This is a genomic window from Rhizobium sp. LCM 4573 (assembly GCF_001854865.1).
GTDB lineage: Bacteria > Pseudomonadota > Alphaproteobacteria > Rhizobiales > Rhizobiaceae > Neorhizobium.
This window is the reverse complement of record NZ_MDDW01000013.1, coordinates 32,083-52,754: the sequence shown is the minus strand read 5'-3', so window position 1 is coordinate 52,754 and position 20,672 is coordinate 32,083. Positions and strand designations below refer to the sequence as shown.

The 20,672-nt window shown below is 61.3% G+C and carries 22 protein-coding genes; 9 read left to right on the top strand and 13 right to left on the bottom strand.

What is annotated here, in order from left to right; translation table 11 throughout:
* Position 1 precedes the first annotated feature (1 nt).
* From rplT to LCM4573_RS16700, 4 genes are all read left to right on the top strand, one after another.
* The gene (gene rplT / locus LCM4573_RS16715) at positions 2–406 is read left to right on the top strand and encodes a 50S ribosomal protein L20 (protein ID WP_071007522.1); all 405 of its coding nucleotides are present in this window, start codon (positions 2–4) and stop codon (positions 404–406) included.
* A 162-nt stretch (positions 407–568) separates the two neighbouring features.
* Positions 569–1,651 (top strand): phenylalanine--tRNA ligase subunit alpha, encoded by a 1,083-nt coding sequence (gene pheS / locus LCM4573_RS16710; RefSeq protein WP_071007521.1) that lies wholly within the window; start codon positions 569–571, stop codon positions 1,649–1,651.
* A 13-nt stretch (positions 1,652–1,664) separates the two neighbouring features.
* Positions 1,665–4,088, top strand: coding sequence for a phenylalanine--tRNA ligase subunit beta (gene pheT / locus LCM4573_RS16705; protein WP_071007520.1), 2,424 nt, complete (start codon positions 1,665–1,667; stop codon positions 4,086–4,088).
* A 185-nt stretch (positions 4,089–4,273) separates the two neighbouring features.
* On the top strand, positions 4,274–4,891 hold the full coding sequence (locus LCM4573_RS16700; protein ID WP_071007519.1) for a hypothetical protein: 618 nt from the start codon (positions 4,274–4,276) through the stop codon (positions 4,889–4,891).
* Positions 4,892–4,899: 8 nt separating this feature from the next.
* Here LCM4573_RS16700 and LCM4573_RS16695 read toward each other — a convergent pair whose 3' ends face one another.
* From LCM4573_RS16695 to LCM4573_RS16685, 3 genes are read right to left on the bottom strand one after another with little or no spacing between them, the layout of a single operon-like run.
* Positions 4,900–5,259 carry a nuclear transport factor 2 family protein gene (locus LCM4573_RS16695; RefSeq protein WP_071007518.1) on the bottom strand — a complete coding sequence of 120 codons (360 nt, stop codon included), beginning with the start codon at positions 5,257–5,259 and terminating at the stop codon, positions 4,900–4,902.
* A 60-nt stretch (positions 5,260–5,319) separates the two neighbouring features.
* Positions 5,320–6,315: an aldo/keto reductase gene (locus LCM4573_RS16690; protein WP_071007635.1), complete on the bottom strand. Its 996-nt coding sequence runs from the start codon at positions 6,313–6,315 to the stop codon at positions 5,320–5,322.
* A 39-nt stretch (positions 6,316–6,354) separates the two neighbouring features.
* Positions 6,355–7,305 carry an aldo/keto reductase gene (locus LCM4573_RS16685; protein WP_071007517.1) on the bottom strand — a complete coding sequence of 317 codons (951 nt, stop codon included), beginning with the start codon at positions 7,303–7,305 and terminating at the stop codon, positions 6,355–6,357.
* 194 nt (positions 7,306–7,499) lie between these two features.
* On the opposite strand from LCM4573_RS16685, the gene LCM4573_RS16680 reads away from it, so the two are divergent.
* Complete coding sequence (locus LCM4573_RS16680; protein WP_071007516.1) at positions 7,500–8,486, top strand: Gfo/Idh/MocA family protein; 987 nt, start codon at positions 7,500–7,502, stop codon at positions 8,484–8,486.
* 5 nt (positions 8,487–8,491) lie between these two features.
* Here LCM4573_RS16680 and LCM4573_RS16675 read toward each other — a convergent pair whose 3' ends face one another.
* Both LCM4573_RS16675 and LCM4573_RS16670 read right to left on the bottom strand, forming a co-directional pair.
* On the bottom strand, positions 8,492–8,866 hold the full coding sequence (locus LCM4573_RS16675) for a GtrA family protein (protein ID WP_071007515.1): 375 nt from the start codon (positions 8,864–8,866) through the stop codon (positions 8,492–8,494).
* Positions 8,863–9,864 carry a glycosyltransferase gene (locus tag LCM4573_RS16670; RefSeq protein WP_071007514.1) on the bottom strand — a complete coding sequence of 334 codons (1,002 nt, stop codon included), beginning with the start codon at positions 9,862–9,864 and terminating at the stop codon, positions 8,863–8,865. The genes LCM4573_RS16675 and LCM4573_RS16670 overlap by 4 nt, the downstream gene beginning before the upstream one ends.
* Before the next feature lie 117 nt (positions 9,865–9,981).
* Between LCM4573_RS16670 and LCM4573_RS16665 the strand changes: the two genes are divergently transcribed.
* The gene (locus LCM4573_RS16665; protein ID WP_071007513.1) at positions 9,982–11,820 is read left to right on the top strand and encodes a hypothetical protein; all 1,839 of its coding nucleotides are present in this window, start codon (positions 9,982–9,984) and stop codon (positions 11,818–11,820) included.
* A 10-nt stretch (positions 11,821–11,830) separates the two neighbouring features.
* Here the strand turns inward: LCM4573_RS16665 and LCM4573_RS16660 are convergent, their stop codons facing one another.
* Positions 11,831–12,061, bottom strand: coding sequence for a hypothetical protein (locus LCM4573_RS16660; protein WP_071007512.1), 231 nt, complete (start codon positions 12,059–12,061; stop codon positions 11,831–11,833).
* Between the two features lie 212 nt (positions 12,062–12,273).
* Between LCM4573_RS16660 and xseA the strand changes: the two genes are divergently transcribed.
* The gene (gene xseA / locus LCM4573_RS16655) at positions 12,274–13,878 is read left to right on the top strand and encodes an exodeoxyribonuclease VII large subunit (protein ID WP_071007511.1); all 1,605 of its coding nucleotides are present in this window, start codon (positions 12,274–12,276) and stop codon (positions 13,876–13,878) included.
* A 21-nt stretch (positions 13,879–13,899) separates the two neighbouring features.
* Here xseA and LCM4573_RS16650 read toward each other — a convergent pair whose 3' ends face one another.
* The 3 genes from LCM4573_RS16650 to LCM4573_RS16640 all read right to left on the bottom strand — a co-directional run bounded on the left by LCM4573_RS16650 (position 13,900) and on the right by LCM4573_RS16640 (position 16,049).
* On the bottom strand, positions 13,900–15,153 hold the full coding sequence (locus LCM4573_RS16650; RefSeq protein WP_071007510.1) for an aminopeptidase: 1,254 nt from the start codon (positions 15,151–15,153) through the stop codon (positions 13,900–13,902).
* A 72-nt stretch (positions 15,154–15,225) separates the two neighbouring features.
* Positions 15,226–15,702, bottom strand: a complete 477-nt coding sequence (ybaK, locus tag LCM4573_RS16645) for a Cys-tRNA(Pro) deacylase (RefSeq protein ID WP_071007509.1) — start codon at positions 15,700–15,702, stop codon at positions 15,226–15,228.
* Complete coding sequence (locus tag LCM4573_RS16640) at positions 15,702–16,049, bottom strand: ArsC family reductase (RefSeq protein ID WP_071007508.1); 348 nt, start codon at positions 16,047–16,049, stop codon at positions 15,702–15,704. Before LCM4573_RS16640 ends, ybaK begins: the two co-directional genes overlap by 1 nt.
* Before the next feature lie 175 nt (positions 16,050–16,224).
* Between LCM4573_RS16640 and LCM4573_RS28330 the strand changes: the two genes are divergently transcribed.
* A complete protein-coding gene (locus LCM4573_RS28330) occupies positions 16,225–16,392 on the top strand; it encodes a hypothetical protein (RefSeq protein WP_198539743.1) in 168 nt (55 codons plus the stop codon).
* Positions 16,393–16,456: 64 nt separating this feature from the next.
* On the opposite strand, the gene LCM4573_RS16635 is transcribed toward LCM4573_RS28330, so the two are convergent.
* From LCM4573_RS16635 to LCM4573_RS16620, 4 genes are all read right to left on the bottom strand, one after another.
* Complete coding sequence (locus LCM4573_RS16635) at positions 16,457–17,461, bottom strand: Gfo/Idh/MocA family protein (RefSeq protein WP_071007507.1); 1,005 nt, start codon at positions 17,459–17,461, stop codon at positions 16,457–16,459.
* 22 nt (positions 17,462–17,483) lie between these two features.
* On the bottom strand, positions 17,484–18,047 hold the full coding sequence (locus tag LCM4573_RS16630) for a methylated-DNA--[protein]-cysteine S-methyltransferase (protein ID WP_071007506.1): 564 nt from the start codon (positions 18,045–18,047) through the stop codon (positions 17,484–17,486).
* Between the two features lie 81 nt (positions 18,048–18,128).
* Complete coding sequence (locus LCM4573_RS16625; RefSeq protein ID WP_071007505.1) at positions 18,129–19,133, bottom strand: inorganic phosphate transporter; 1,005 nt, start codon at positions 19,131–19,133, stop codon at positions 18,129–18,131.
* Positions 19,133–19,777 (bottom strand): DUF47 domain-containing protein, encoded by a 645-nt coding sequence (locus tag LCM4573_RS16620; RefSeq protein WP_071007504.1) that lies wholly within the window; start codon positions 19,775–19,777, stop codon positions 19,133–19,135. The genes LCM4573_RS16625 and LCM4573_RS16620 overlap by 1 nt, the downstream gene beginning before the upstream one ends.
* Before the next feature lie 369 nt (positions 19,778–20,146).
* On the opposite strand from LCM4573_RS16620, the gene LCM4573_RS16615 reads away from it, so the two are divergent.
* Positions 20,147–20,659, top strand: a complete 513-nt coding sequence (locus LCM4573_RS16615) for a hypothetical protein (RefSeq protein ID WP_071007634.1) — start codon at positions 20,147–20,149, stop codon at positions 20,657–20,659.
* Positions 20,660–20,672: the final 13 nt, after the last annotated feature.

Below are 20,672 nucleotides of genomic sequence, written 5' to 3'. Positions count from 1 at the left end.
CATGGCACGCGTAAAACGGGGCGTAACTTCCCGCGCCAAGCACACCAAGACCCTCAAGGCAGCCAAGGGCTTCTACGGCCGCCGCAAGAACACGATCCGCGCAGCCAAGGCTGCCGTCGATCGTTCCAGGCAGTACGCCACCCGCGACCGCAAGGTTAAGAAGCGGAATTTCCGCGCTCTGTGGATTCAGCGCATCAATGCCGCTGTCCGCGAATTCGGCCTGACCTATGGCCGCTTCATCGATGGCCTCAACAAGGCCGGCATCGAAGTTGACCGCAAGGTTCTGTCCGACATGGCGATCCATGAACCGGCAGCCTTCGGCGCTCTGGTCGAAGCTTCCAAGAAGGCTCTCGAGTACCTCAAGGAAGCCGGCACTGCCAACGAGTTTGAAAGCGCGGTTCGTTAACCAGCGCTTCCCAGGCTCGTAGCTTATAGATTTTGGGAAACCCGCGCTGGCTTGGGCTGGCGCGGGTTTTTCTTTGTGGCATGTGTCGGATCTGACGGCCGACAACGACAGACATCCGACACGACTTTGAGATAATCTCTCCGAACATCCACGGAAGACATCATGTCCGATCTGCAAACATTGAAAAATTCGCTTCTGGCGGAGATCGCCGGAGCCGCCGACGAGCCGGCGATCGAAGCGGTTCGCGTCGCCGCCCTCGGCAAGAAGGGATCGGTTTCCGAACTCCTGAAAACGCTCGGAGCCATGTCGCCAGAAGAGCGCCAGCATCGCGGCGCGGCAATCAACGAGCTGAAGAACGAGATCGCCGATGCGATCGCCACCCGCAAGACGGTGCTGAAGGATGCGGCGATCGACGCGCGCCTCGAGGCCGAGACGGTAGACGTTTCGCTCCCGGTGCGTTCTTCGCCCGCCGAGCGTGGCCGTATCCATCCGATCAGCCAGATCGTTGATGAGATTACAGCCATTTTCGGGGACATGGGCTTCTCGATCGCCGAAGGTCCGGATGTCGAGACCGACTACTATAATTTCACGGCGCTGAATTTCCCCGAAGGCCATCCGGCCCGGGAAATGCACGACACCTTCTTCTTCCTTCCCGACGAGAAGGGCGAGCGCAAGGTGCTGCGCACGCACACCTCGCCGGTGCAGATCCGCACCATGGAGGCGGAGACACCGCCGATCCGCATCATCATTCCCGGCAAGACCTACCGCCAGGACAGCGACGCTACCCACTCGCCGATGTTCCATCAGGTCGAGGGCTTGGTCGTGGATCGCAAGGCGCATGTGGGCAATATGCGCTGGGTCTTGGAAGAATTCTGCAAGGCCTTCTTCGAAGTGCCTTCGGTGACGATGCGCTTCCGCCCGTCGTTCTTTCCGTTCACCGAACCCAGCTTCGAGGTGGATATCCAGTGCGACCGCTCGGGGCCGATCGTCAAGTTCGGCGAGGGTAGCGACTGGATGGAAATTCTGGGCTGCGGCATGGTGCATCCGAACGTGCTGCGTGCCGGTGGGCTCGACCCCGACGAGTATCAGGGCTTTGCCTGGGGCATGGGCCTCGACCGCATCGCCATGCTGAAATACGGCATGCCGGACCTGCGCGATTTCTTCAACGCCGATGTTCGCTGGATGAACCATTACGGCTTCCGCCCGCTCGACATGCCGACACTGTTCGGCGGCTTGAGTGCGTGAAGGGGGATAGACAATGAAATTCACGCTTTCCTGGCTCAAGGATCATCTCGAGACCGACGCAACGCTTGAGGAAATCTGCGAGCGACTGACCGCGATCGGCCTCGAGGTCGAGGATGTCGACGACAAGGCGGCCTACAGGCCTTTTGTCATCGCCAAGGTGGTTTCCGCGGAAAAGCACCCGTCGGCTGATCGTCTTAAAGTGCTGATGGTCGATGCCGGCGACGGCAAGCCCGTGCAGGTCGTCTGCGGGGCTCCGAATGCACGCGCAGGCCTCGTCGGCGCCCTTGCGCGCCCAGGTACCTATGTTCCGGGCATCGATGTGACGCTTGCCGTCGGCAATATCCGCGGGGTCGAGAGCCACGGCATGATGTGCTCCGAAAAGGAGCTCAATATTTCGGAAGATCATGACGGGATCATCGACCTGCCGGAGAATGCCCCGGTCGGGATGCCGTTTGCGAGTTATGCAGGCCTCGACGACCCGGTCATCGAGATCAATCTGACGCCGAACCGCCCGGATTGCACGTCGATCCACGGCATTGCCCGCGATCTTGCCGCCTCCGGCCTCGGCAGGCTGAAGACGCGTCCTGCGCCCAGCTTCCCCGTGGAAGGTACGACGCCGGCCGACCTCAAGATCGTGCTCGATGACGAGCGGCTCTGCCCTGGTTTCGCGCTTCGCCTCGTACGCGGCGTGAAGAATGGACCGAGCCCGGCCTGGATGCAGCAGCGCCTGAAGGCGATCGGTTTGCGTCCCATCAATGCGCTGGTCGATATCACCAACTACATGACCTTCGACCAAGGCCGTCCGATGCACGTCTTCGACGCGGCCAAGGTGAAGGGGAGCCTGATCGTACGCCGCGCGCTCGCCGGCGAGACGGTGCTGGCGCTCGACACCCGCGAATACAAGCTGACGCCGAACAACGTGGTCATCGCCGATGACAACGGCGTGGAATCGATCGGCGGCATCATGGGCGGCGAGCATTCCGGCTGCAACGAGAACACCACGGACGTGCTGATCGAGTCGGCACTGTGGGACCCGATCAACATAGCCAAGTCCGGTCGATCGCTCGGCATCATCACCGATGCCCGCTATCGTTTCGAGCGCGGCGTCGATCCGGAATACATGGTTCCGGGCCTGGAGCGCACGACCGAACTGGTGCTCGAGCTCTGCGGCGGCTCGGCGGCGGAAGCGAAGATCGTCGGCTATAAGGGTTATACGCCGAAGATCGTGGATTTCCCCTATGCCGAGGTAAAGCGGCTGACGGGTCTCGAAGTCTCCACCGAAGAGAGCCGTTCCATTCTCAGCCGTCTCGGCTTCGAGGTCGAAGAATCCGGTGAGCGCGTGTCGGTGAAGGTTCCGTCCTGGCGGCCGGATATCGATGGCAAGGCGGACCTCGTGGAAGAGGTGATGCGCATCCATGGCGTCGACCAGATCAAGCCGGAGCCGCTGGAAAGCCATGCGGCCGTCAACGGCAGAATATTGACGACGCTGCAGATACGCTCCCGCACCGCACGGCGCGCGCTTGCCTCGCGCGGCATGCTCGAAGCAGTCACCTGGTCCTTCATCCCGGAAGATCAGGCCAAACTCTTCGGCGGAGGCAAGCGCGAGCTGAAACTTGCGAACCCGATCGCATCCGACATGTCGGATATGCGCCCCTCGTTGCTGCCTGGCCTGCTGACGGCCGCGCAGCGCAATGCCGACAAGGGCTTTGGCGATGTGGCGATCTTCGAGGTTTCGGGCACCTATGAGACCGATACGCCTGAAGGTCAGCGCCGCGTTGCCGGTGGTATCCGCCGCGGYACGGCCTCGCTGAACGGTACCGGCCGGCTCTGGTCGAACAATGCCAAGGGTGGCGGCAAGCCGGTCGATGTCTTCGATGCCAAGGCCGATGTGCTCGCCGTTATCGAAGCTTGCGGCCTCCCGATGGCCAACGTGCAGATCGAGAAGGGCGCACCTTCGTGGTACCATCCGGGCCGCTCCGGCACGATCAAGATGGGTCCGAAGGTCGTGCTCGGCTATTTCGGCGAGTTTCACCCGAAGACCCTCGGCGCGCTCGATGTCTCCGGTGCGCTCTGCGGCTTCGAGGTCTTCCTTGATGCCATGCCGGAGCCGAAGAAGAAGGCGACCCGCACCAAGCCGCCGCTGGAACTCTCACCGTTCCAAATGGTCAAGCGCGACTTCGCCTTCGTGGTGGGAAGCGAAGTGGAGGCCGGTGCGATCATCAAGGCTGCCTCTAGCGCCGACCGCAAATTGATTTCCGGGGTCAATGTCTTCGACGTCTTCGAGGGTGCCTCCCTCGGCGAGGGCCGGAAGTCGGTGGCGATCGAGGTCCTTATTCAGCCGGCCGAACGGACGCTCACCGATGAGGATTTCGAGGCGCTGACGGCCAAAATCGTTGGCAATGTCGAGAAGACGACGGGTGGGGTACTCCGCGCCTGAAATCGGGTGGCGTGAAGCACCGGCCAAAGATAGCCTGTCCCTCGCGGGGGGCAGGCTTTTTTGTGCTTGGCTGCCAATGGGTCGTCATCCTCGGCCTTGCGCCGAGGATCTAAGCCGCCTCCGCGATATCGACGTGGATAGATGTTCGGCACAAGGCCGGGCATGACGGTGGAAGGACATGGCGAATGCGTGCACCGGGATCGATGAAGGGACTGGAGGAACTTGGCCGTGTCCGGCTTTCGAAGAACTTCTTTTTCCGCGATTTCCTGTTTTCGGAAATCTCCACCTTCTACGGCATACCCAATATTCCCGAGGACCCTGATCTGGCGATCGAGGCCGGTCGTCATCTCTGCGAGGAACTCCTGGAGCCGCTGCAGGCAACCTTCGGGCGGCTGCATCTCCGCTCGGGCTATCGTTCGGCCAAGGTCAACGAGTTCGGCAACCGGAACAACCTGAACTGCGCTTCGAATGCGAATACGGCGGCCGATCACATATGGGACCGGCGCGATGCGCAGGGCTTCATGGGAGCGACGGCCTGCATCGTCGTGCCATGGCTTATCGACCACCATCGCGAGGAAGGCGATTGGCGAAAGCTCGCCTGGTGGATACACGACCACCTGCCTTACGGCTCCCTCTGTTTCATTCCGAAGCTATGGGCGGTGAACATCCAGTGGCATGAGAGGCCGGCGCGACGCATCCGCAGTTTTGCCGAGCCGCGCGGCATTCTGACGAAGCCCGGAATGGCCAATCACGAGGACGACCATTCGGAATTCTACGAGGGTTTTCCTGCACTGGCTCGCTGAGCCTTAAATCAAGAGTGCAGGTGATAGAGCTTGCTGACGATCATCCAGCGACCGTTGGTCTTCAGAAGCGAGAGATAATCCGAAAACCGCATTCCGGCGAACTCGTCCACCACCTTGACGGTTGCCGCGTCTCCGGTGATGTCGAGGGCTTCGATGTCGATGGGAGGCTGGGTACCGGCAGGTGCTGCCCCCTCGGAAACGACGGCGCTGATGAACTCGTCGAGTGAGAGCCATTCAACCTTTCCGCTGAAGTTGCCGATGATACAGGCCTTTGGGTGGAAGGCCTTTCGGAGCGCAGCCTCATGCGCAAAGGTCATCCCATCGACGTAGAGATGCACGACTGCCTGGATTGCCTGCTCCTCCGACATGGTTTCCTCCTGTTTCCGTTGTCGGATGTAGAGCAGTCAATCCGGATTTGTAGCCGCAACTCACCGGTTCGTTAGCGACATGGCTGCATCGCCATATCGTTTTCCGGCGAATTTCTCCGGCGCCAACATGTCGCCGAGCGTCTTCAACTCCTCCGGCGAAAGGCTTATATCGGCGGCCGCGACGTTCTGTTCCAGATGTCCGATCTTTCTTGCGCCAGGGATAGGCACGATGAAATCGTCCTGATTGATGACCCAGGCGAGCGCGAGCTGGGCGGCCGTGACGCCCTTGCCGGCGGCCATGTCCTCGAGCATTTTCACGAGCGCGGCATTCGCGGCCATGTTCTCTTCGCTGAAACGGGGCAGCGTCCGGCGGAAATCATTGTCGCCGAAATCTTCCGGCTTCTGGATCTTGCCGGTGAGAAAGCCACGGCCGAGCGGGCTGAAGGGCACGAAGCCGATGCCGAGTTCGCGGCAGGTATCGAGGATCTCACCTTCCGGGTCACGGGTCCAGAGCGAGTATTCGCTTTGCAGCGCCGAGATCGGGTGAACGGCATGCGCCCGGCGGATGACGGAGGCTCCCGCTTCGGAAAGCCCAAGCGCCCGGACCTTTCCTTCCTTCACCAGTTCGGCCATCGCTCCGACCGTGTCTTCGATCGGCACCTGCGGATCGACGCGATGCTGATAGAAGAGATCGATCACCTCGACGCCGAGCCGCTTCAAAGAGGCCTCGGCGACTTCGCGAACATGTTCCGGCCGGCTGTCGACGCCGGACATGGCATTGGCGCCCGTCTTGCTCGTATCAATCTTGAAGCCGAACTTCGTGGCGATCACCACCTTGTCCCGGTGAGGTTTCAGCGCCTTGCCGACCAGGATTTCGTTCTCGAACGGGCCGTAGACCTCCGCCGTATCGAAGAAGGTGACGCCGAGTTCCACGGCGCGGTCAAGCGTGCGGATGGACTCCTGTTCATCCTGTCCGCCATAGGCATGGCTCATGCCCATGCAGCCGAGCCCGACTGCCGAAACCGTGAGCTGCGGTCCGAGCTTGCGTGTCTTCATGGTCTTCATCCTTTTCTGAATATGTGCGGGCGCTTGGAATTACGCCCCGGCCTCGTCGAGCAGCTGCATCTGATCGTCGGAAAGTTCGAGAGCTCCGGCGGCGATCATGGTCTCGAGCTGGGAAAGGCTGGTGGCGCTTGCGATCGGCGCGGTGACGCCGCGCCTGCGGATCAGCCAGGCGAGCGCGATGCTCGCAGGCGCCGCGTTGGTCTCGACGGCCACTTCGTCGAGCGCTGCGAGAATGCGCATTCCCTTGTCGTCAAAGTATTCGGAGACTCGGCCTTCTCGCGCCCGGCCTTCCGCATCCTCCCTAGAGCGGTACTTGCCGGTGAGAAATCCGGCGCCGAGGCTGAAATAGGTGATGACGCCGATATCCTCCTTCACGCAGAGGTTGGCCAGCGGCCCTTCGAAACTATCGCGGGTGTAGAGATTGTATTCCGGCTGGATGACGTCGTAGCGCGGCAGGTTCTTGGCGGCGGAAACCTCCAGCGCATCTTTGAGCTGCCCGGCATCGAGATTGGAACAGCCGATCGAGCGCACCTTGCCCTGCTCCAGAAGCTTCGCATAGGCGCCGAGCGTTTCTTCGTACGGTGTATCCGGGTCCGGCCAGTGGGAGAGATAAAGATCGATGTAATCGGTCTGCAGCCGGGAAAGAGAACCTTCGACCGCTTGCACGATCCACTTGGCGGACAGGTCCTTCTTGCCCTGGCCCATATCGGAGCCGACCTTGGTGACGATCACGGCCTTGTCGCGGGAAATGCCGCCGCGCTTCAGCCATTTGCCTATGATTGTCTCGGATTCGCCACCCTGATGGCCCGGCACCCAGCGCGAATAGGCATCCGCCGTATCGATCGCATTGAAGCCTGCATCGAAGAAGCGGTCGAGCAGATCGAAGGAGGTTTTCTCGTTGGCGGTCCAGCCGAAGACATTGCCGCCGAAGACTATGGGGGCGATGGAAAGGCCGGTCCGTCCGAGTGCGCGCAGCTCCATGGGAGTTCTCCAGATTTTTTGCGATGGGTGATGAGGCGGAGGAATGGTGGGAGATTATCGCAAGTTCCGCCGCAGACCAGTTTCATTTGGAGCGCGCGCATGATTTTTCAACCAGGTTTCATAGCCTCATCATCGTTGCATCGCCGCTGAGCCGCCAATATGGTGCGGCCCTATCAAGTTCGGAGGGAAAAGACATGCTGCGTTTCGGAATCCTGTCGACGGCCAGAATTGCGCGGGAACTCGTCATGCCCGCCATCCAGGATGCGGAAWACTGCGTGATCACGGCGGTCGCAAGCCGCGATCCTGCCAAGGCGAGGGCGCTGGCCGATCGTTTCAGCGTGCCGCATGCCTTCGGATCCTACGAGGAAATGCTGGCCTCGGACCTCATCGATGCCGTCTATATCCCCCTGCCGACCAGCCAGCATGTGGAGTGGTCGCTGAAAGCCGCCGAAGCGGGCAAGCATGTGCTTTGCGAAAAGCCGATTTCGTTGAAGGCCGATGAGATCGAGAGGCTGATCGAGGCGCGCGATCGCCATAAGGTTCTGATCTGCGAAGCCTTCATGGTTACCTATGCGCCGGTATGGCGGAAGGTCCGTGAATTGATCGCCGACGGTGCGATCGGGCGCCTGCGGCATGTCCAGGGTGCCTTTACCTATTTCAATCGCGATCCCGGCAACATGCGCAACATTCCGGAGCTTGGTGGCGGYGCGCTTCCCGATATCGGCGTCTACCCGACGATCACCACTCGTTTTTCGACCGGCAAGGAGCCCCTGCGCGTGCAGGCGGTGACCGAGCGTGATCCGGAATTCGGCACCGACATCTATTCCAGCGTCAAGGCCGACTTCGGAGACTTCGAGATGAGCTTCTACATCGCGACGCAACTCGCCAACCGCCAGGTCATGGCCTTCCACGGCACCGAGGGCTACATCGAGGTGAAGTCCCCCTTCAACGCAGACCGCTGGGGCGCGGAAGAGATCGAACTCGCCAATCAGAAGCACAACGTCTCCCAGATCTTCCGTTTCCAGGACAGCCGCCAGTATCGCCGCCAGGCGGAAAGCTTTGCGCGCGCGGCAAAAGGCGAGGCGGCGGAGGTGGTGACGCTCGAAAGCTCGCTCCTGAACCAGAAGTTCATCGATGCGATCTATCGCGCCAGCACCCATGACGGCTGGGAGAAGGTCTGAACCGGCTATCTGCGGAACACGAAGCGCGAATAGCCGAAGAAGCTGTAGGCCATTCCCGCAAGCGAAGCGAAGACGATCGCGGCAAGTGGTTGCAGCACAGGCGCGCGATATAGAAGCACGGAATAGACCACGTAGTTGACCAGCGCCGCTGTGATGCCGACCGTCCAGTAACGGATGCCCTCGATAGTGAGGGAATGGCTGGAGCGGCCGAAAGTGTAGTTGCGGTTCACGAACCAGGTGAAGCCCATTGCGGCGAAGATGGCGATTGCCCGGGCGATGTAAGGCCCGGCCGGCGTCCATTCGATCAGCGCCAGAGTTATCCCCGCATCGATGAGGAAGCCGCTGCCGCCGGCAATCAGAAACCAGAGGAGCCGCTTCATGCAGCGTCGATCGTTCTGGCGTGTCCAGCCAGTGGCGAATGCCTTCCGGTCTCTCGTCTCTGCGATTGCTCCGATATGCTCATATAGTGGATGCGCAACTGTTCGGAGCGTGCCCTGGAAAGGGAATCCAGGATGAGCCCGGCGGTGAAGATCAGGAAGGAAATCAGCATCAGCACGAGCGAGAAGACCCATGTCGGCATGCGGTCCACGAGGCCGGTCTGGAAATAGGCCAGCAGCACCGGCATCATGAAGATGAGGCTCGCTGCCATGAAGGCGCCGCTGATGGCGCCGAAGAAGGCGAAAGGTCGCGTTTCCTTCATCAGCATGGCGAACATCCAGAGGATTTTGGCGCCGTCACCGAAGGTGGAGAGCTTGGAATGCGAGCCCTCCGGCCGGCGGCCATAGTCGAGTTCGATCTCGCTCACCGGCAGCTTCAGCCGTGTGGCATGCACCGACATTTCCGTCTCGATCTCGAAACCGGCGGAAACGGCGGGAAAGCTTTTCACGAATCTACGGGAAAAGGCCCGGTAGCCGGAAAAGATGTCGGTGAAATCGCGGGCGAAGAACGAGCGGTAGAGAAGGTTGAAGAGCCGGTTGCCCGCCGCATGTCCCTGTCTGCCGGCATCGGCCGTCACGCCGCGGCGCGTTCCCACCACCATGTCGGCCCGCTCGGTTACGAGGGTGCGGACAAGCTCTTCGGCATCCTGGGAGGAATAGGTGCCGTCGCCATCGGCCATGATGTAGATGTCGGCATCGATATCCGCGAACATGCGGCGCACCACATGGCCCTTGCCCTGTCGCCGCTCGCGCATGACGAGGGCGCCCGCAAGCATGGCCTGGAGCGCCGTGCCGTCCGTCGAATTGTTGTCGTAGACATAGACGCGCGCCTGCGGCAGGGCCTCGCGGAAGTCGCGCACGACGGCGCCGATGGTCGCCGCTTCATTGTAGCAGGGCAGCAGAATGGCGATGTCATACTGGCTGGAAACGGCGTCGGTCATGATTTCCACTCGGAGAACGCAAGAAAATCGGAACGCGGGACCCCCAGCGCTGCACGTTTTACTATTTCTTGGGAAGGTTAAATCTAGGTTTCGTGCATTCCGGGAAGGGCGCGAAAAATGGCGGACATGATGGTCGAGGCAGGATCGGCGGAGCGGATCGCAAGACCGCTGGCGACAAGACCCTGGCCGATGGCGCTCGCCTATTCCGCTCTCACGGTCGGGCTGATCCTGCTGATGGCCCTGCCGGCAGCCGAAGACTATGTCGGGCGCGACAACGATGATRTCATGCGTCTTGTCCAGGTGCGCGATCTTCWCGCAGGGCAGGGCTGGTTCGATCTTATGCAGTATCGCCTGGGCCTTGAAGGCGGCACGCTGATGCACTGGTCGCGGCTCATCGATCTCCCGATCGCGCTTCTGATCCGCCTCTTCTCGCTGTTTCTGTCGACCGTTCAGGCTGAAGCCGCGGCGCTCACGATGTGGCCGCTTCTGCTGGTGCCACTGCTGCTGGCGCCGTTGGGAATTGCCGCTCGGCGGATCGGCGGTAGCCAGATGATGCATATCGCGCTCGGTCTGGGGTCGATTTTCCTGCTGACCTGCATTCGTTTCGCTCCCGGGGCCATTGATCATCATAATGTTCAGCTCGTGCTCGCCATCTGGATCGCCGCCATGCTGGCCGATCCGGAAAGGCGTGTSTCAAGTTACGCGATTGCCGGCATTGCCGCTGCGCTCGCCATTGCGATCGGTGCGGAAACCATGCCCTTCGTGGCGGTCGCCTGCCTTTGCGTCGTGCTGCAATGGGCCTGGCATGGACCTGCCTTCGCGGCATCGGCCCGTGCCTTCGGCCTGGCGCTGGCGCTCGCCGTTTCAGCATGCTTCTTCCTTACCGTCCCACCCACCCGGTATGCGGCCGTCACCTGCGACAGCCTCTCGTTCGGCTTCYACGCGCTGAGTGCGCTCGGCGGTGTCTCATTGGTCCTGCTGGCGTCTCTCCCGGCCAGATTGCCACGAACGGCGAGGTTCGGCCTGGCTGGATGTGTCGGCATCGTGCTGCTCGGCATCGCCAGGTTGGTTGCACCAGAATGCCTGGGTGATCCGCTCGGCGGCCTCGATCCCATGCTGGTGGAGCTCTGGCTGGATTCGGTCACCGAAGCGCAATCGTTGCTTTCGGAAATGAGGTCGGATGCAGCCGTGGTCGGCGGCTTCTATGCAGTCGGTCTTTTCGCGATGGCCACCTGTCTTTTCAGGGCCGCCCAGGGGGAGCGGATGGAATTCCATCTCGTGTTCCTCGCGCTCCTTCTCGTCTCCTGGAGTGTGGCGGCAATCCAGGTGCGGGGCGCGTTTTTCGCGAACCTGATGAGCATCCTGCCGCTCTCCCTGCTGATCACCGATCTTCGCCGCCAGACACAGGCCGATCCGGAGAATATGAGCCTGGCGCTTCCCTATGTGTTGACGGTGCTTGCCTCGGTGCCGGTGGTCTGGGCGCTTGCCGGTGCGCTCGCGGTCAAAGGCGTGGACAGTATCGAGATAAAGACGCTCTCCTCCGCGGACACCAATGCGGACAAGGCAGGCGGTTGCCGCAGCGCGGCCGATATGGAGGCGCTGGCCAAGCTGCCGCCTGGCATCATTGCGGCCCCTTCCAACAGCGGCGCCCATATCCTGCGATATACGCAGCACCGGGTGCTCGCCGCTCCCTATCACCGCAATCAGGGCGGCATGCTGGCGGAGCTCAATATCGGCCTTGCAACGCCGCAGGAGGCCGGAGAACTGTTGCAAAGGGCTGGCGTGACCTTGCTCGCCTTCTGCGCCGCCGATCCGCAGACGAGAAACCTGATGGAGCTGAAACCGGGCGGCCTATACGCTGCTCTCGCAGGGGGCGAGGTGCCTTTCTATCTCCAGCCGATCGGCGGGGAGGGGCAAGGTGAGTTCCGGTTGTTTCGGGTTTTGCCCGCTCAATAGAGGAGAACGCTCATGCCGAGCGCAGCCGATCGATCAGCACCATGCCGGCAAGCAGATTGATGATGCCGAGGTTATAGCCGAGGACCGCGATCAGGAGATTGACGAAAATCCAGGGGCCATCGGAGAGGGCCGAGGCTGCCACAAAGGTGAGAACGACCAGCATAGCGCTCAATGCGACGGCAAAAGCCGATCGCATCAATCCGGCACAGAAGCCGATCGCTGTAGCGGTCAAGAGCAACAAGTACTTTTCCTCCCAAATGGGATAATAGCATCACCCTTAAAGAAAGGTGCTAAGAAAAAGTTGCATGGACCACCGGAAAAACTGCGGGCAGAATCTAATAGAGCAACCTCGATTCTACCCGCATATCCCGTTTATCCGGCATGCAATGCGATGCCGATATCTCTTTCCACTCCGCTGGTGAAATCGCCGTGTTCTTCCGATAAACAAGGCTGATGAACACGTTTCCTGCGAATGATTCGCCCACCAACCTGACCGAGTTTTCGGTCTCGRAGCTCTCCGGTTCGATCAAGCGGACCGTCGAGACGGCCTTCGACCATGTGCGGGTGCGTGGCGAGATTTCCGGCTATCGCGGTCAGCATTCTTCCGGTCATGCTTACTTCTCTCTTAAGGATGATCGCGCCCGCATCGACGCGGTCATCTGGAAGGGGACGTTTCCTCGCATCAAGTTCCGGCCGGAAGAGGGCATGGAAGTGATCGCGACCGGCAAGGTGACGACCTTTCCCGGTTCCTCGAAATACCAGATCGTCATCGACCATCTGGAGCCGGCGGGCGCCGGCGCGTTGATGGCGCTTCTCGAGGAGAGGCGGCGCAAGCTTGCCGCCGAGGGCCTTTTCGATCAGAACCGCAAGCGGCGTTTGCCCTATCTGCCAAGTGTGATCGGCGTGGTGACCTCCCCGACAGGTGCCGTCATCCGCGATATTCTTCACCGCATCTCGGACCGTTTCCCGGTGCATGTCATCGTCTGGCCTGTGAAAGTGCAGGGGGAGGGCTCGGGCGATGAGGTGGCGGTCGCGATCCGCGGCTTCAACGCAACCGAGCCGGGCGGACCGATCAAACGGCCGGATGTGCTGATCGTCGCGCGCGGCGGCGGCAGCCTCGAAGATCTCTGGAGCTTCAACGACGAGGCCGTGGTGCGCGCCGCCGCGGCAAGCGAAATCCCGCTGATCTCGGCGGTCGGCCACGAAACCGATTGGACGCTTATCGATCACGCGGCGGATGTGCGTGCGCCGACACCGACCGGTGCCGCCGAAATGGCCGTGCCGGTGAAGGCGGAACTGGATGCGCAGGTCGCAAGCCTTGCAGCCAGGCTAYGGGGTGCCGCAAGCCGGCAGATGGACCTTCGCAGTCAATCGGTCCGCGCGCTCGTTCGCGCGCTTCCTTCGCTGGATCAGCTTTTGGCTCTGCCACGACGCCGTTTCGATGAGGCGGCCGCCAATCTCGGCCGCGCCCTGGAGCGGACGACGGTGGTCAAGCGCCGCAGTTTCGAACGAGCGTCTAGCGGGCTGCGTCTCGAACTTCTGACCAACCGTCTTGCACAGCACCGCCAGTTGCTCGCCGATCGGTTGCTGCGCAGTGATCGCTGCCTGGAACGGCATCTGTTGAAGGAGCGCGGACGGGTGGCGAGAGCTGAAGCATCGCTCGGCACCTTGCCGGCCCGACTGATCGGCCATTTGCAGCGGGAGCGGCAGCACCTTTCCTCASTTGCCCGCCATGCGGATACCGCGATCTCTCATACACTCGTTCGCAGCCGATCGGCGATCACCGCGCAGGATCGCGTATTGCAATCGCTATCCTACAAGAACGTGCTGAAGCGCGGCTATGCCGTGGTGCGCGGCGAGGACGACAAGCCTTTGACGCGCGCCGAGGGCGTCGGTGAAGGGCTTGCGATCGCGATTGAGTTCGCCGACGGCCGCATCGCGGCGGTCACCGGCGAGAGGGGCGAGAATGCCGGAAAACCGGCCGCGCCGCTGCCGCAAAGAAAGCGGGCGAAGACCGAACCGGCTGGCGAGGTGCCCAAGCAGGGCAGCCTCTTCTGAGTGTCGGCCTGAGACAGTAGGTTAGGCCCATTCGCCCTTGCGCATGACCGGCACTTTCGAACCGTCTGCGCGGATGCCGTCGATATCGACCTGATCGGAGCCGATCATCCAGTCGATATGGATGAGGCTGGAATTGCCGCCCTGCGCCTTGATCTGTTCCTGGCTCAGCGAGGCGCCGTCGAGGAAGCATTTCGAATAGCACTGGCCGAGCGCGATATGGCAGGAGGCGTTCTCGTCGAAAAGGGTGTTGTAAAAGAGGATGCCGCTCTTCGAGATGGGTGAAGAATGCGGCACGAGCGCCACTTCGCCCAGCCGCCGCGCGCCCTCGTCCGTATCGAGCACCTTGTTCAGCACTTCCTCGCCCTTGGAGGCCCTGGCCTCGACGATGCGACCGCCTTCGAACCTCACCTGGATATTGTCGATCAGCGTGCCCTGGTGCGACAGCGGCTTGGTGCTGGAAACATGGCCTTCCACCTTCAGCGCATGSGGCGTGGTGAAGACCTCTTCGGTCGGGATGTTCGGGTTGCAGGTGATACCGTTCTTGGCGGTCGAGGCCCCGCCATGCCATTCGTGCCCATCTGCAAGCCCGACCGTTAGATCCGTGCCTGGACCGGTAAAATGCAGCGATGCGAAGCGCTCGCTATTCAGCCAGCTCGACCGCTTCTTCAGGTTTGCATTGTGCTCCTTCCAGGCCGCGACCGGGTCGTCCAGATCGACGCGCGATGCCGCGAAGATCGCATCGGCCAGCTTCCGCACGGCCTCTTCTTCAGAAAGCTCGGGAAATACCTGTTTCGCCCAGGAGGGGTTCGGATAGGAGATGATGTTCCAGTTGATGTCGAAGTTGGAGATCTTCTCGAGCGCCGGCTTGTAGGCCATGGAATTGGCCTTGTTGGCGCGCGCCACCTTGGCCGGGTCCTGTCCGGCGAGCATCATCGGGTTGTCGCCGGCGATCGCCAGGCGTGCAGCGCCGCCTTCATAGGCCTTTGCCATGCCATCATAAAGCCAGCCGGAAGCCTTGTCGAAGCTCGCATCCGGCGCATGTGCGTAACGGGCAAGCGTAGTCTCCTCGTCGGAATAGAAGGTGGTGACGATTCCGGCGCCGGCCATGTAGGCATGCTTGGTAAGGAGGCGCACCAGCGGCACGGCCGCCAGCGGTGCGGTGATGACGAGATCCTGGTTCCGCTGCAGCTGCAGGCCGACCTGAATGGCCACCTCCGCCAGTTTTTCCAGTTTGTGTGGATCGACTGCGGTCTTGACGTCGGCGTGAATGTTCATGATCTGCCTGCTCTCGAGTTTGGTGATCCGGAAAACTTAGTGCGCTTTGCGGCGTAATTGAAGCGCGGAACCTCAATCGGCAACAAGCGGGGCCGCGATGGCCTTCAGGATGTCGCGTGCGGCTCTCGGATCGAGCCGGACCTGCAATCCTCGCTGTCCGCCATTGATATAGACATACGGCTCCTCGAGCGCGGTCAACTCAATCGCCGTGGGTGCCTGCTTCTTCTGCCCGAAGGGGCTGATGCCGCCGACGTGATAGCCGGTCGCGCGTTCCGCGTCGGCTGGCTTCATCATGCTGGCGGATTTGCCGCCGAAAGCAGCGGCCAACCTCTTCATCGAGACCTCCCGGTCCGAAGGCACGACGACGCAGACCGGCTTTCCGTCCAGCACGRCCATTAATGTCTTCAGAACCCGTCGCGGTTCCTCGCCGATCGCCTCGGCCGCCTGCATGCCGATCCGTTCGGCATCGGGATCGTAATCGTAAGTGACGGTCTCGAAGGCGATACCGGCTCTGGAAAGAACCTGCGTGGCGCGGGTGGACTTGGACATCAGGAGAAGATGCCTTCGTAAATTTCCGGTTTGAAGCCGACGATGAGCTTGCCGTCAGCCTCCAGCACCGGGCGCTTGATCATGGATGGCTGWCCCAGCATCAGCGCGATCGCCTTCTCACGGTCGAGGTCTGCCTTCTTGGCCTCGTCCAGCGCGCGGAAGGTGGTGCCGGTCCGGTTGAGCACCGTTTCCCATCCGGCTTCTTCCGTCCATTTATCGAGATGGGCGCGATCGATACCCTCGGCTTTGTAGTCATGGAACCGGTACGCGATGCCCTTCGCCTCGAGCCAGTTCCGTGCTTTCTTCATCGTGTCGCAGTTCTTGATGCCGTAGATGGTGATCGTCACGCTTCCGCTCCCTTTTGAACAGAGGGAGGGATAGCAACATGCTTGATCCATAGGCAAGCACCGACCGCGTCGTTAACCGCGCCATGCTGCGGTTGCATGGCTCCCTTGTTCAGTTGTGCGTTGCACAAAGCACTCGTCGGCCACATATACAGGCCCACGAAGAAAGGAAACTTCCATGCCCGTACAGAACTACAATGTCCGTGGCGGCTTCCTCGGCCGCGCCATCGCCGTCTTCGGCGCTGCGGTCTCTGTTTCCGCTGCTGTTGAAGGCCGCCGTGCCCCGAAGAAGCACGACCTCGAAACCCTCGGCATCGACCCGAAGGCCTTCGCAAAGATCGGCTGAAGACATAGGCCGATTCTTCCCGGCTTGTGAGTGCAGCGTTTTCGCCCAGTGAAACGGTGCCGGCTCAAGATTTCGAGGCGCGAAGGATAGCCTCGATGAAACGATGCGCTTTCAGTGCATCCTCTCCAGTCACCTTCGGCGGACGGCCTTTCCGTATGGCGGATGCGAAGTCCGCTATCAGTGTCCGGTGCAGCCCGTGCCCGAAAGCCATGGGATCGGCCCCGCTGCCGGAACCGGTTCCGTCCTCTCCCTTCGTCAGTACCGTGCCGTCCATAAACGCCGCCTCGAGCTTGTTGCCCGAAAAAACGGCCATGCCTTTCGTCCCGATCAATTCGATGCGGTCAGCCAGGCCAGGATAGGCGCAGGTCRTCGCGTTCAGCGTGCCGATCGCACCGCTTTCATAAGTGAAAGCCGCCGTTACGAGGTCCTCCGTCTCCATCCGATGAATCGGGCTCGTCCGCACGAAGGAGGCAACCTCCTTCGGCGTGCCGGCAAGGCTCAGCAGAAGATCGATGGTGTGGATGCCCTGGGTCAGCAACACGCCGCCGCCGTCGCGCGCCTTGGTACCGCGTCCCGGCTCATCATAGTAGCTTTGTGGGCGCCAGTTCCGGATTGCGGCGGAAGCCTCGACGATTTCTCCAAGCCGGCCGGATGCCACCGTTTCGGCGAGCGTCAGAATGCCGGGGCGAAAACGGTTCTGCAGCACCACGGCAAGCGTGACACCGGCATTGCGCGCTGTCTCCACGATCGCTTCGGACCGTTCGAGCGTAATGTCCAGCGGCTTCTCCAGAAGAATATGCTTTCCCGCCGCTGCGGCGCGTTGCACGAGTTCCAGATGCGTGTTGGGGGGCGTGATGATCATGATCGCGTCGATGGCCGGATCGGCGAACATGCCGTCGAGATCGGCGGTGATGGACAGCCCGTATTTTTCCGCGAACGCTTCCCGACGCGCTGCGGTGGGACTGTACCCGGCCACGCATTCGATCTCGTCGGAAAGGTCCTTCAGGCTGCGGGCATGATGCCCTGCGCCCATGCCCAGTCCGATCATTCCCACCCGCAATTTTGCCATCCGCACGCCTCCCAAGGATTGGCTAGAAGCCCAGCGATTGCTGTGCTGGTTCCGGCGGTCCAAGGTGTACCCCCTCCAGCTCCAGCATGCGCATTTTCGCGCTGGAGCCTCCCGGTGCCGAAAAGCCGCCGATCTTGCCGCCGGCTGCCAGCACCCTATGGCAAGGAATGATGAGCGCAACCGGATTTTTCGCCATGGCCTGACCCACATCGCGAGCCGTCTCCGGCCCGGCGCCGATTTCCTTTGCGAGCGCGCCATAGGTGGTGGTGTTTCCCCAGCCGATCCGCCTTGCTGCGGCATAGATCTTTCTGAAGAACTCGTCCTGACCTTCAAGATCGAGCCTCACAGCCGAGAAATCCATCTGCTCGCCCTGGAAGTAGCGCTTCACTGCCGCGATGGCGTCCGCCACGGGCGGCGTCGGCCGGTTGGGCACGGCTTTCGGCACCCGCCGCAGCAACAGGCGTTCGGTGGATTGCTCGCTGCTCGTCGGAAGCTGGAAGCGCGTGATGCCGGCCTCGCTCCAGGCGATGCCGCAATAGCCGCCGGCGGTTTCGAAGATATGGTAGTGGTGTGCCTTATCGCTCATGACATGGCCTCCTTGCATGATGGAAGGATCACGCGTGGGAGACTTCAAATCAACCCGTTTCTTGCCGGAGCAGCGCCCTCGTCAGCTCAATGCGCTTGCGATGAAGTAGAAGCAGGCGGAGATCAGTGCCGCGGAGGGGAGGGTGATGATCCAGGCGATCACGATATTGCCGGCGAGCCCCCAGCGCACCGCCGAAACGCGTCTTGCTGCACCCACCCCGATAATCGCGCCGGTGATGGTGTGGGTCGTGGAGACCGGGATGCCGAGCCAGGTCGCGCCGAAGAGCGTCAGCGCACCGCCGGTTTCGGCACAGAAGCCCTGCATCGGGTTAAGCTTGGTGATCTTCGATCCCATCGTGTGCACGATGCGCCAGCCGCCGAAGAGCGTGCCGAGCGCCATGGCGGCCTGGCAGGTGATGACCACCCAGAAGGGCACATGGAATTCGGAGCCGAGATAGCCTTGCGAGAACAGGAGTACGGCAATGATGCCCATGGTCTTTTGGGCGTCGTTGCCGCCGTGCCCGAGCGAATACATCGAGGCGGAGACGAATTGCAGCACGCGGAAGGTGCTGTCCACCGCAAACGGCGTCTGCCGCACAAAAATCCAGGAGACCGCGAGAATCAGCATCAGCGCCAGGAAGAAGCCGATCGCCGGCGACATGAAGATCGCCGCCACGGTTTTCAGAAGCCCTCCCCAGACGATCGAGCTGAAGCCGACTTTGGCGAGCCCTGCACCCACGAGACCGCCGATCAGAGCATGCGATGAGCTCGAGGGAATGCCGAAGACCCAGGTGATGATGTTCCAGAGGATCGCACCCATCAGCGCCGCGAAGATCACCTGGGGCGAGACGATGCCTGGATCGATGATGCCGGTGCCGAGCGTTTCGGCCACATGCAGGCCGAAGAACAGGAAGGCGATGAAATTGAAGAAGGCCGCCCATAAGACCGCATATTGCGGCCTCAGCACCCGCGTCGAGACAATGGTGGCGATGGAATTCGCCGCGTCGTGCAAGCCGTTCAGGAAATCGAAGAACAGGGCGATGCCGATAAGGCCGACGAGCAGGGGGAAGGCGAGCGTCGCATCCATCAGACGTTCTCGATCACGATGCCGCTGATCTCGTTGGCGACATCCTCGAAGCGGTCGACGACCTTTTCCAGCTCGCCATAGATCTCGCTGCCGATCATGTAGGCCATCGCATTGCCGGTTGCGCCATAACGATGGAAGAGATCTTTCAGTCCGTGGTCGTGAAGATCGTCGGAACGGCCCTCCACCCGCGTCACATCCTCGGCAATCGTGCTGAGGCGCTGGGCATTGGTGCCGACCCGGTCGAGCAGCGGTATCGCCTCCGCGATCAGGTGGGCGGCCTCGACCACCGCCTTGCCCATTTCCTGCATGCCGGGATCGAAGCTTGTCTGCTCGTAGAGTCGGATCGTCTTCACTGTCTTGTGCATCATGTCGATTGCGTCATCCATGGACTGGATGAGATCCTTGATGTCGCCTCGGTCGAAGGGCGTGATGAAGCTGCGGCGCACGGCGAGCAGCACCTGGCGGGTGATCTCGTCCGCCTCGTCCTCCAGCTTGACGATCTTTGCGCAATTGCCCTCGATATCCCTCCCGGACAGCAGCTCGTTCAAGGCTTGGGCAGCGCTCACGACCATACGCGCATGCTGCTCGAAAAGGTCGAAGAAGCGATCCTCGCGCGGCAAAAGCTTTCTGAACAGGCTCAGCATTTTCGCTCCTTCTGGGTCGTGTCCGGGATGTCACAAAACTGTCATAAATGAGGCGCCGGGCGAAGGAAACTCCTCTAGACTCAAAAGCTCGGAAGGGTAAACGGCCTCATCAGCCGGGAAGCGCGCTCTCCACAGGCGATGTCCAGGGGCATTGCGCGAATTCTGTAAATGTCCTGGAACAGAACGGATCCTTCTCCGTTCCGCGTGTGATTTCACGCGAGCAATATGGGTTTTTCTCTCTATATCTGGCATGCGCTCGCGTTGACCGAATTGAATCCGGGTCATGCGCCGGATGCAGGCAGCGTTCGGCAGCCTCATTGCCATGTTGGCGCAGGCGTTCGCGCCCGTTGCAACTGCCGAGGTCGGGAGATGACCGGAAGTTCCTCCGCGGGAAGAGAGCGGGATGAAACAGTCGATGACGATCCACGGCTTGCATTCGTGTACCACGAGGCCGTGCGCGGCCTTCAGCATCAAGAGCAGGTCGTCGAATCGCTGAATGCCAGAGGCGGCAATCTGATCTTCGCGGCAGCATTCGCCACCTCGCTCCTCGGCACGACCGCGTTGAGAGACGGCGTCGGGCCATGGGACTGGACGGCCCTGATCCTGCTGTTCCTCATCGGATGCTTCGCCGCCTTCATCCTGTGGCCCTATTACAATTACACATTCCGGTTCGATCCGGGAGATTTGCTGGCCCGGTACGTCGACCAAGACAACAAGGCGAGCATGTCCGCGATCCATCGCGCGCTGGCTCTGCAGATCAAGGCGGACATGAGCAACAATTGGCGCATCATCCAGCGCATCCGTATCGCGCTGGAGATTGGCCTGGTGGTTCTCGTGCTCGAAATCCTGGCCTGGCTCATCTCGATCGGCATCACACCGTAGCGAACATAGCACA

Coding starts and splice junctions, on each gene's coding strand:
- rplT (WP_071007522.1), top strand. CDS start 2: ATGGCACGCGTAAAACGGGGCGTAACTTCCCGCGCCAAGCACACCAAG.
- LCM4573_RS28330 (WP_198539743.1), top strand. CDS start 16,225: ATGCCCGTACAGAACTACAATGTCCGTGGCGGCTTCCTCGGCCGCGCC.
- LCM4573_RS16675 (WP_071007515.1), bottom strand. CDS start 8,866: ATGAAGCGGCTCCTCTGGTTTCTGATTGCCGGCGGCAGCGGCTTCCTC.
- LCM4573_RS16695 (WP_071007518.1), bottom strand. CDS start 5,259: ATGTCGGAGGAGCAGGCAATCCAGGCAGTCGTGCATCTCTACGTCGAT.
- LCM4573_RS16625 (WP_071007505.1), bottom strand. CDS start 19,133: ATGGATGCGACGCTCGCCTTCCCCCTGCTCGTCGGCCTTATCGGCATC.
- pheS (WP_071007521.1), top strand. CDS start 569: ATGTCCGATCTGCAAACATTGAAAAATTCGCTTCTGGCGGAGATCGCC.
- LCM4573_RS16670 (WP_071007514.1), bottom strand. CDS start 9,864: ATGACCGACGCCGTTTCCAGCCAGTATGACATCGCCATTCTGCTGCCC.
- LCM4573_RS16700 (WP_071007519.1), top strand. CDS start 4,274: ATGCGTGCACCGGGATCGATGAAGGGACTGGAGGAACTTGGCCGTGTC.
- LCM4573_RS16620 (WP_071007504.1), bottom strand. CDS start 19,777: ATGCTGAGCCTGTTCAGAAAGCTTTTGCCGCGCGAGGATCGCTTCTTC.
- LCM4573_RS16630 (WP_071007506.1), bottom strand. CDS start 18,047: ATGAGCGATAAGGCACACCACTACCATATCTTCGAAACCGCCGGCGGC.
- LCM4573_RS16690 (WP_071007635.1), bottom strand. CDS start 6,315: ATGAAGACACGCAAGCTCGGACCGCAGCTCACGGTTTCGGCAGTCGGG.
- LCM4573_RS16615 (WP_071007634.1), top strand. CDS start 20,147: ATGACCGGAAGTTCCTCCGCGGGAAGAGAGCGGGATGAAACAGTCGAT.
- LCM4573_RS16685 (WP_071007517.1), bottom strand. CDS start 7,305: ATGGAGCTGCGCGCACTCGGACGGACCGGCCTTTCCATCGCCCCCATA.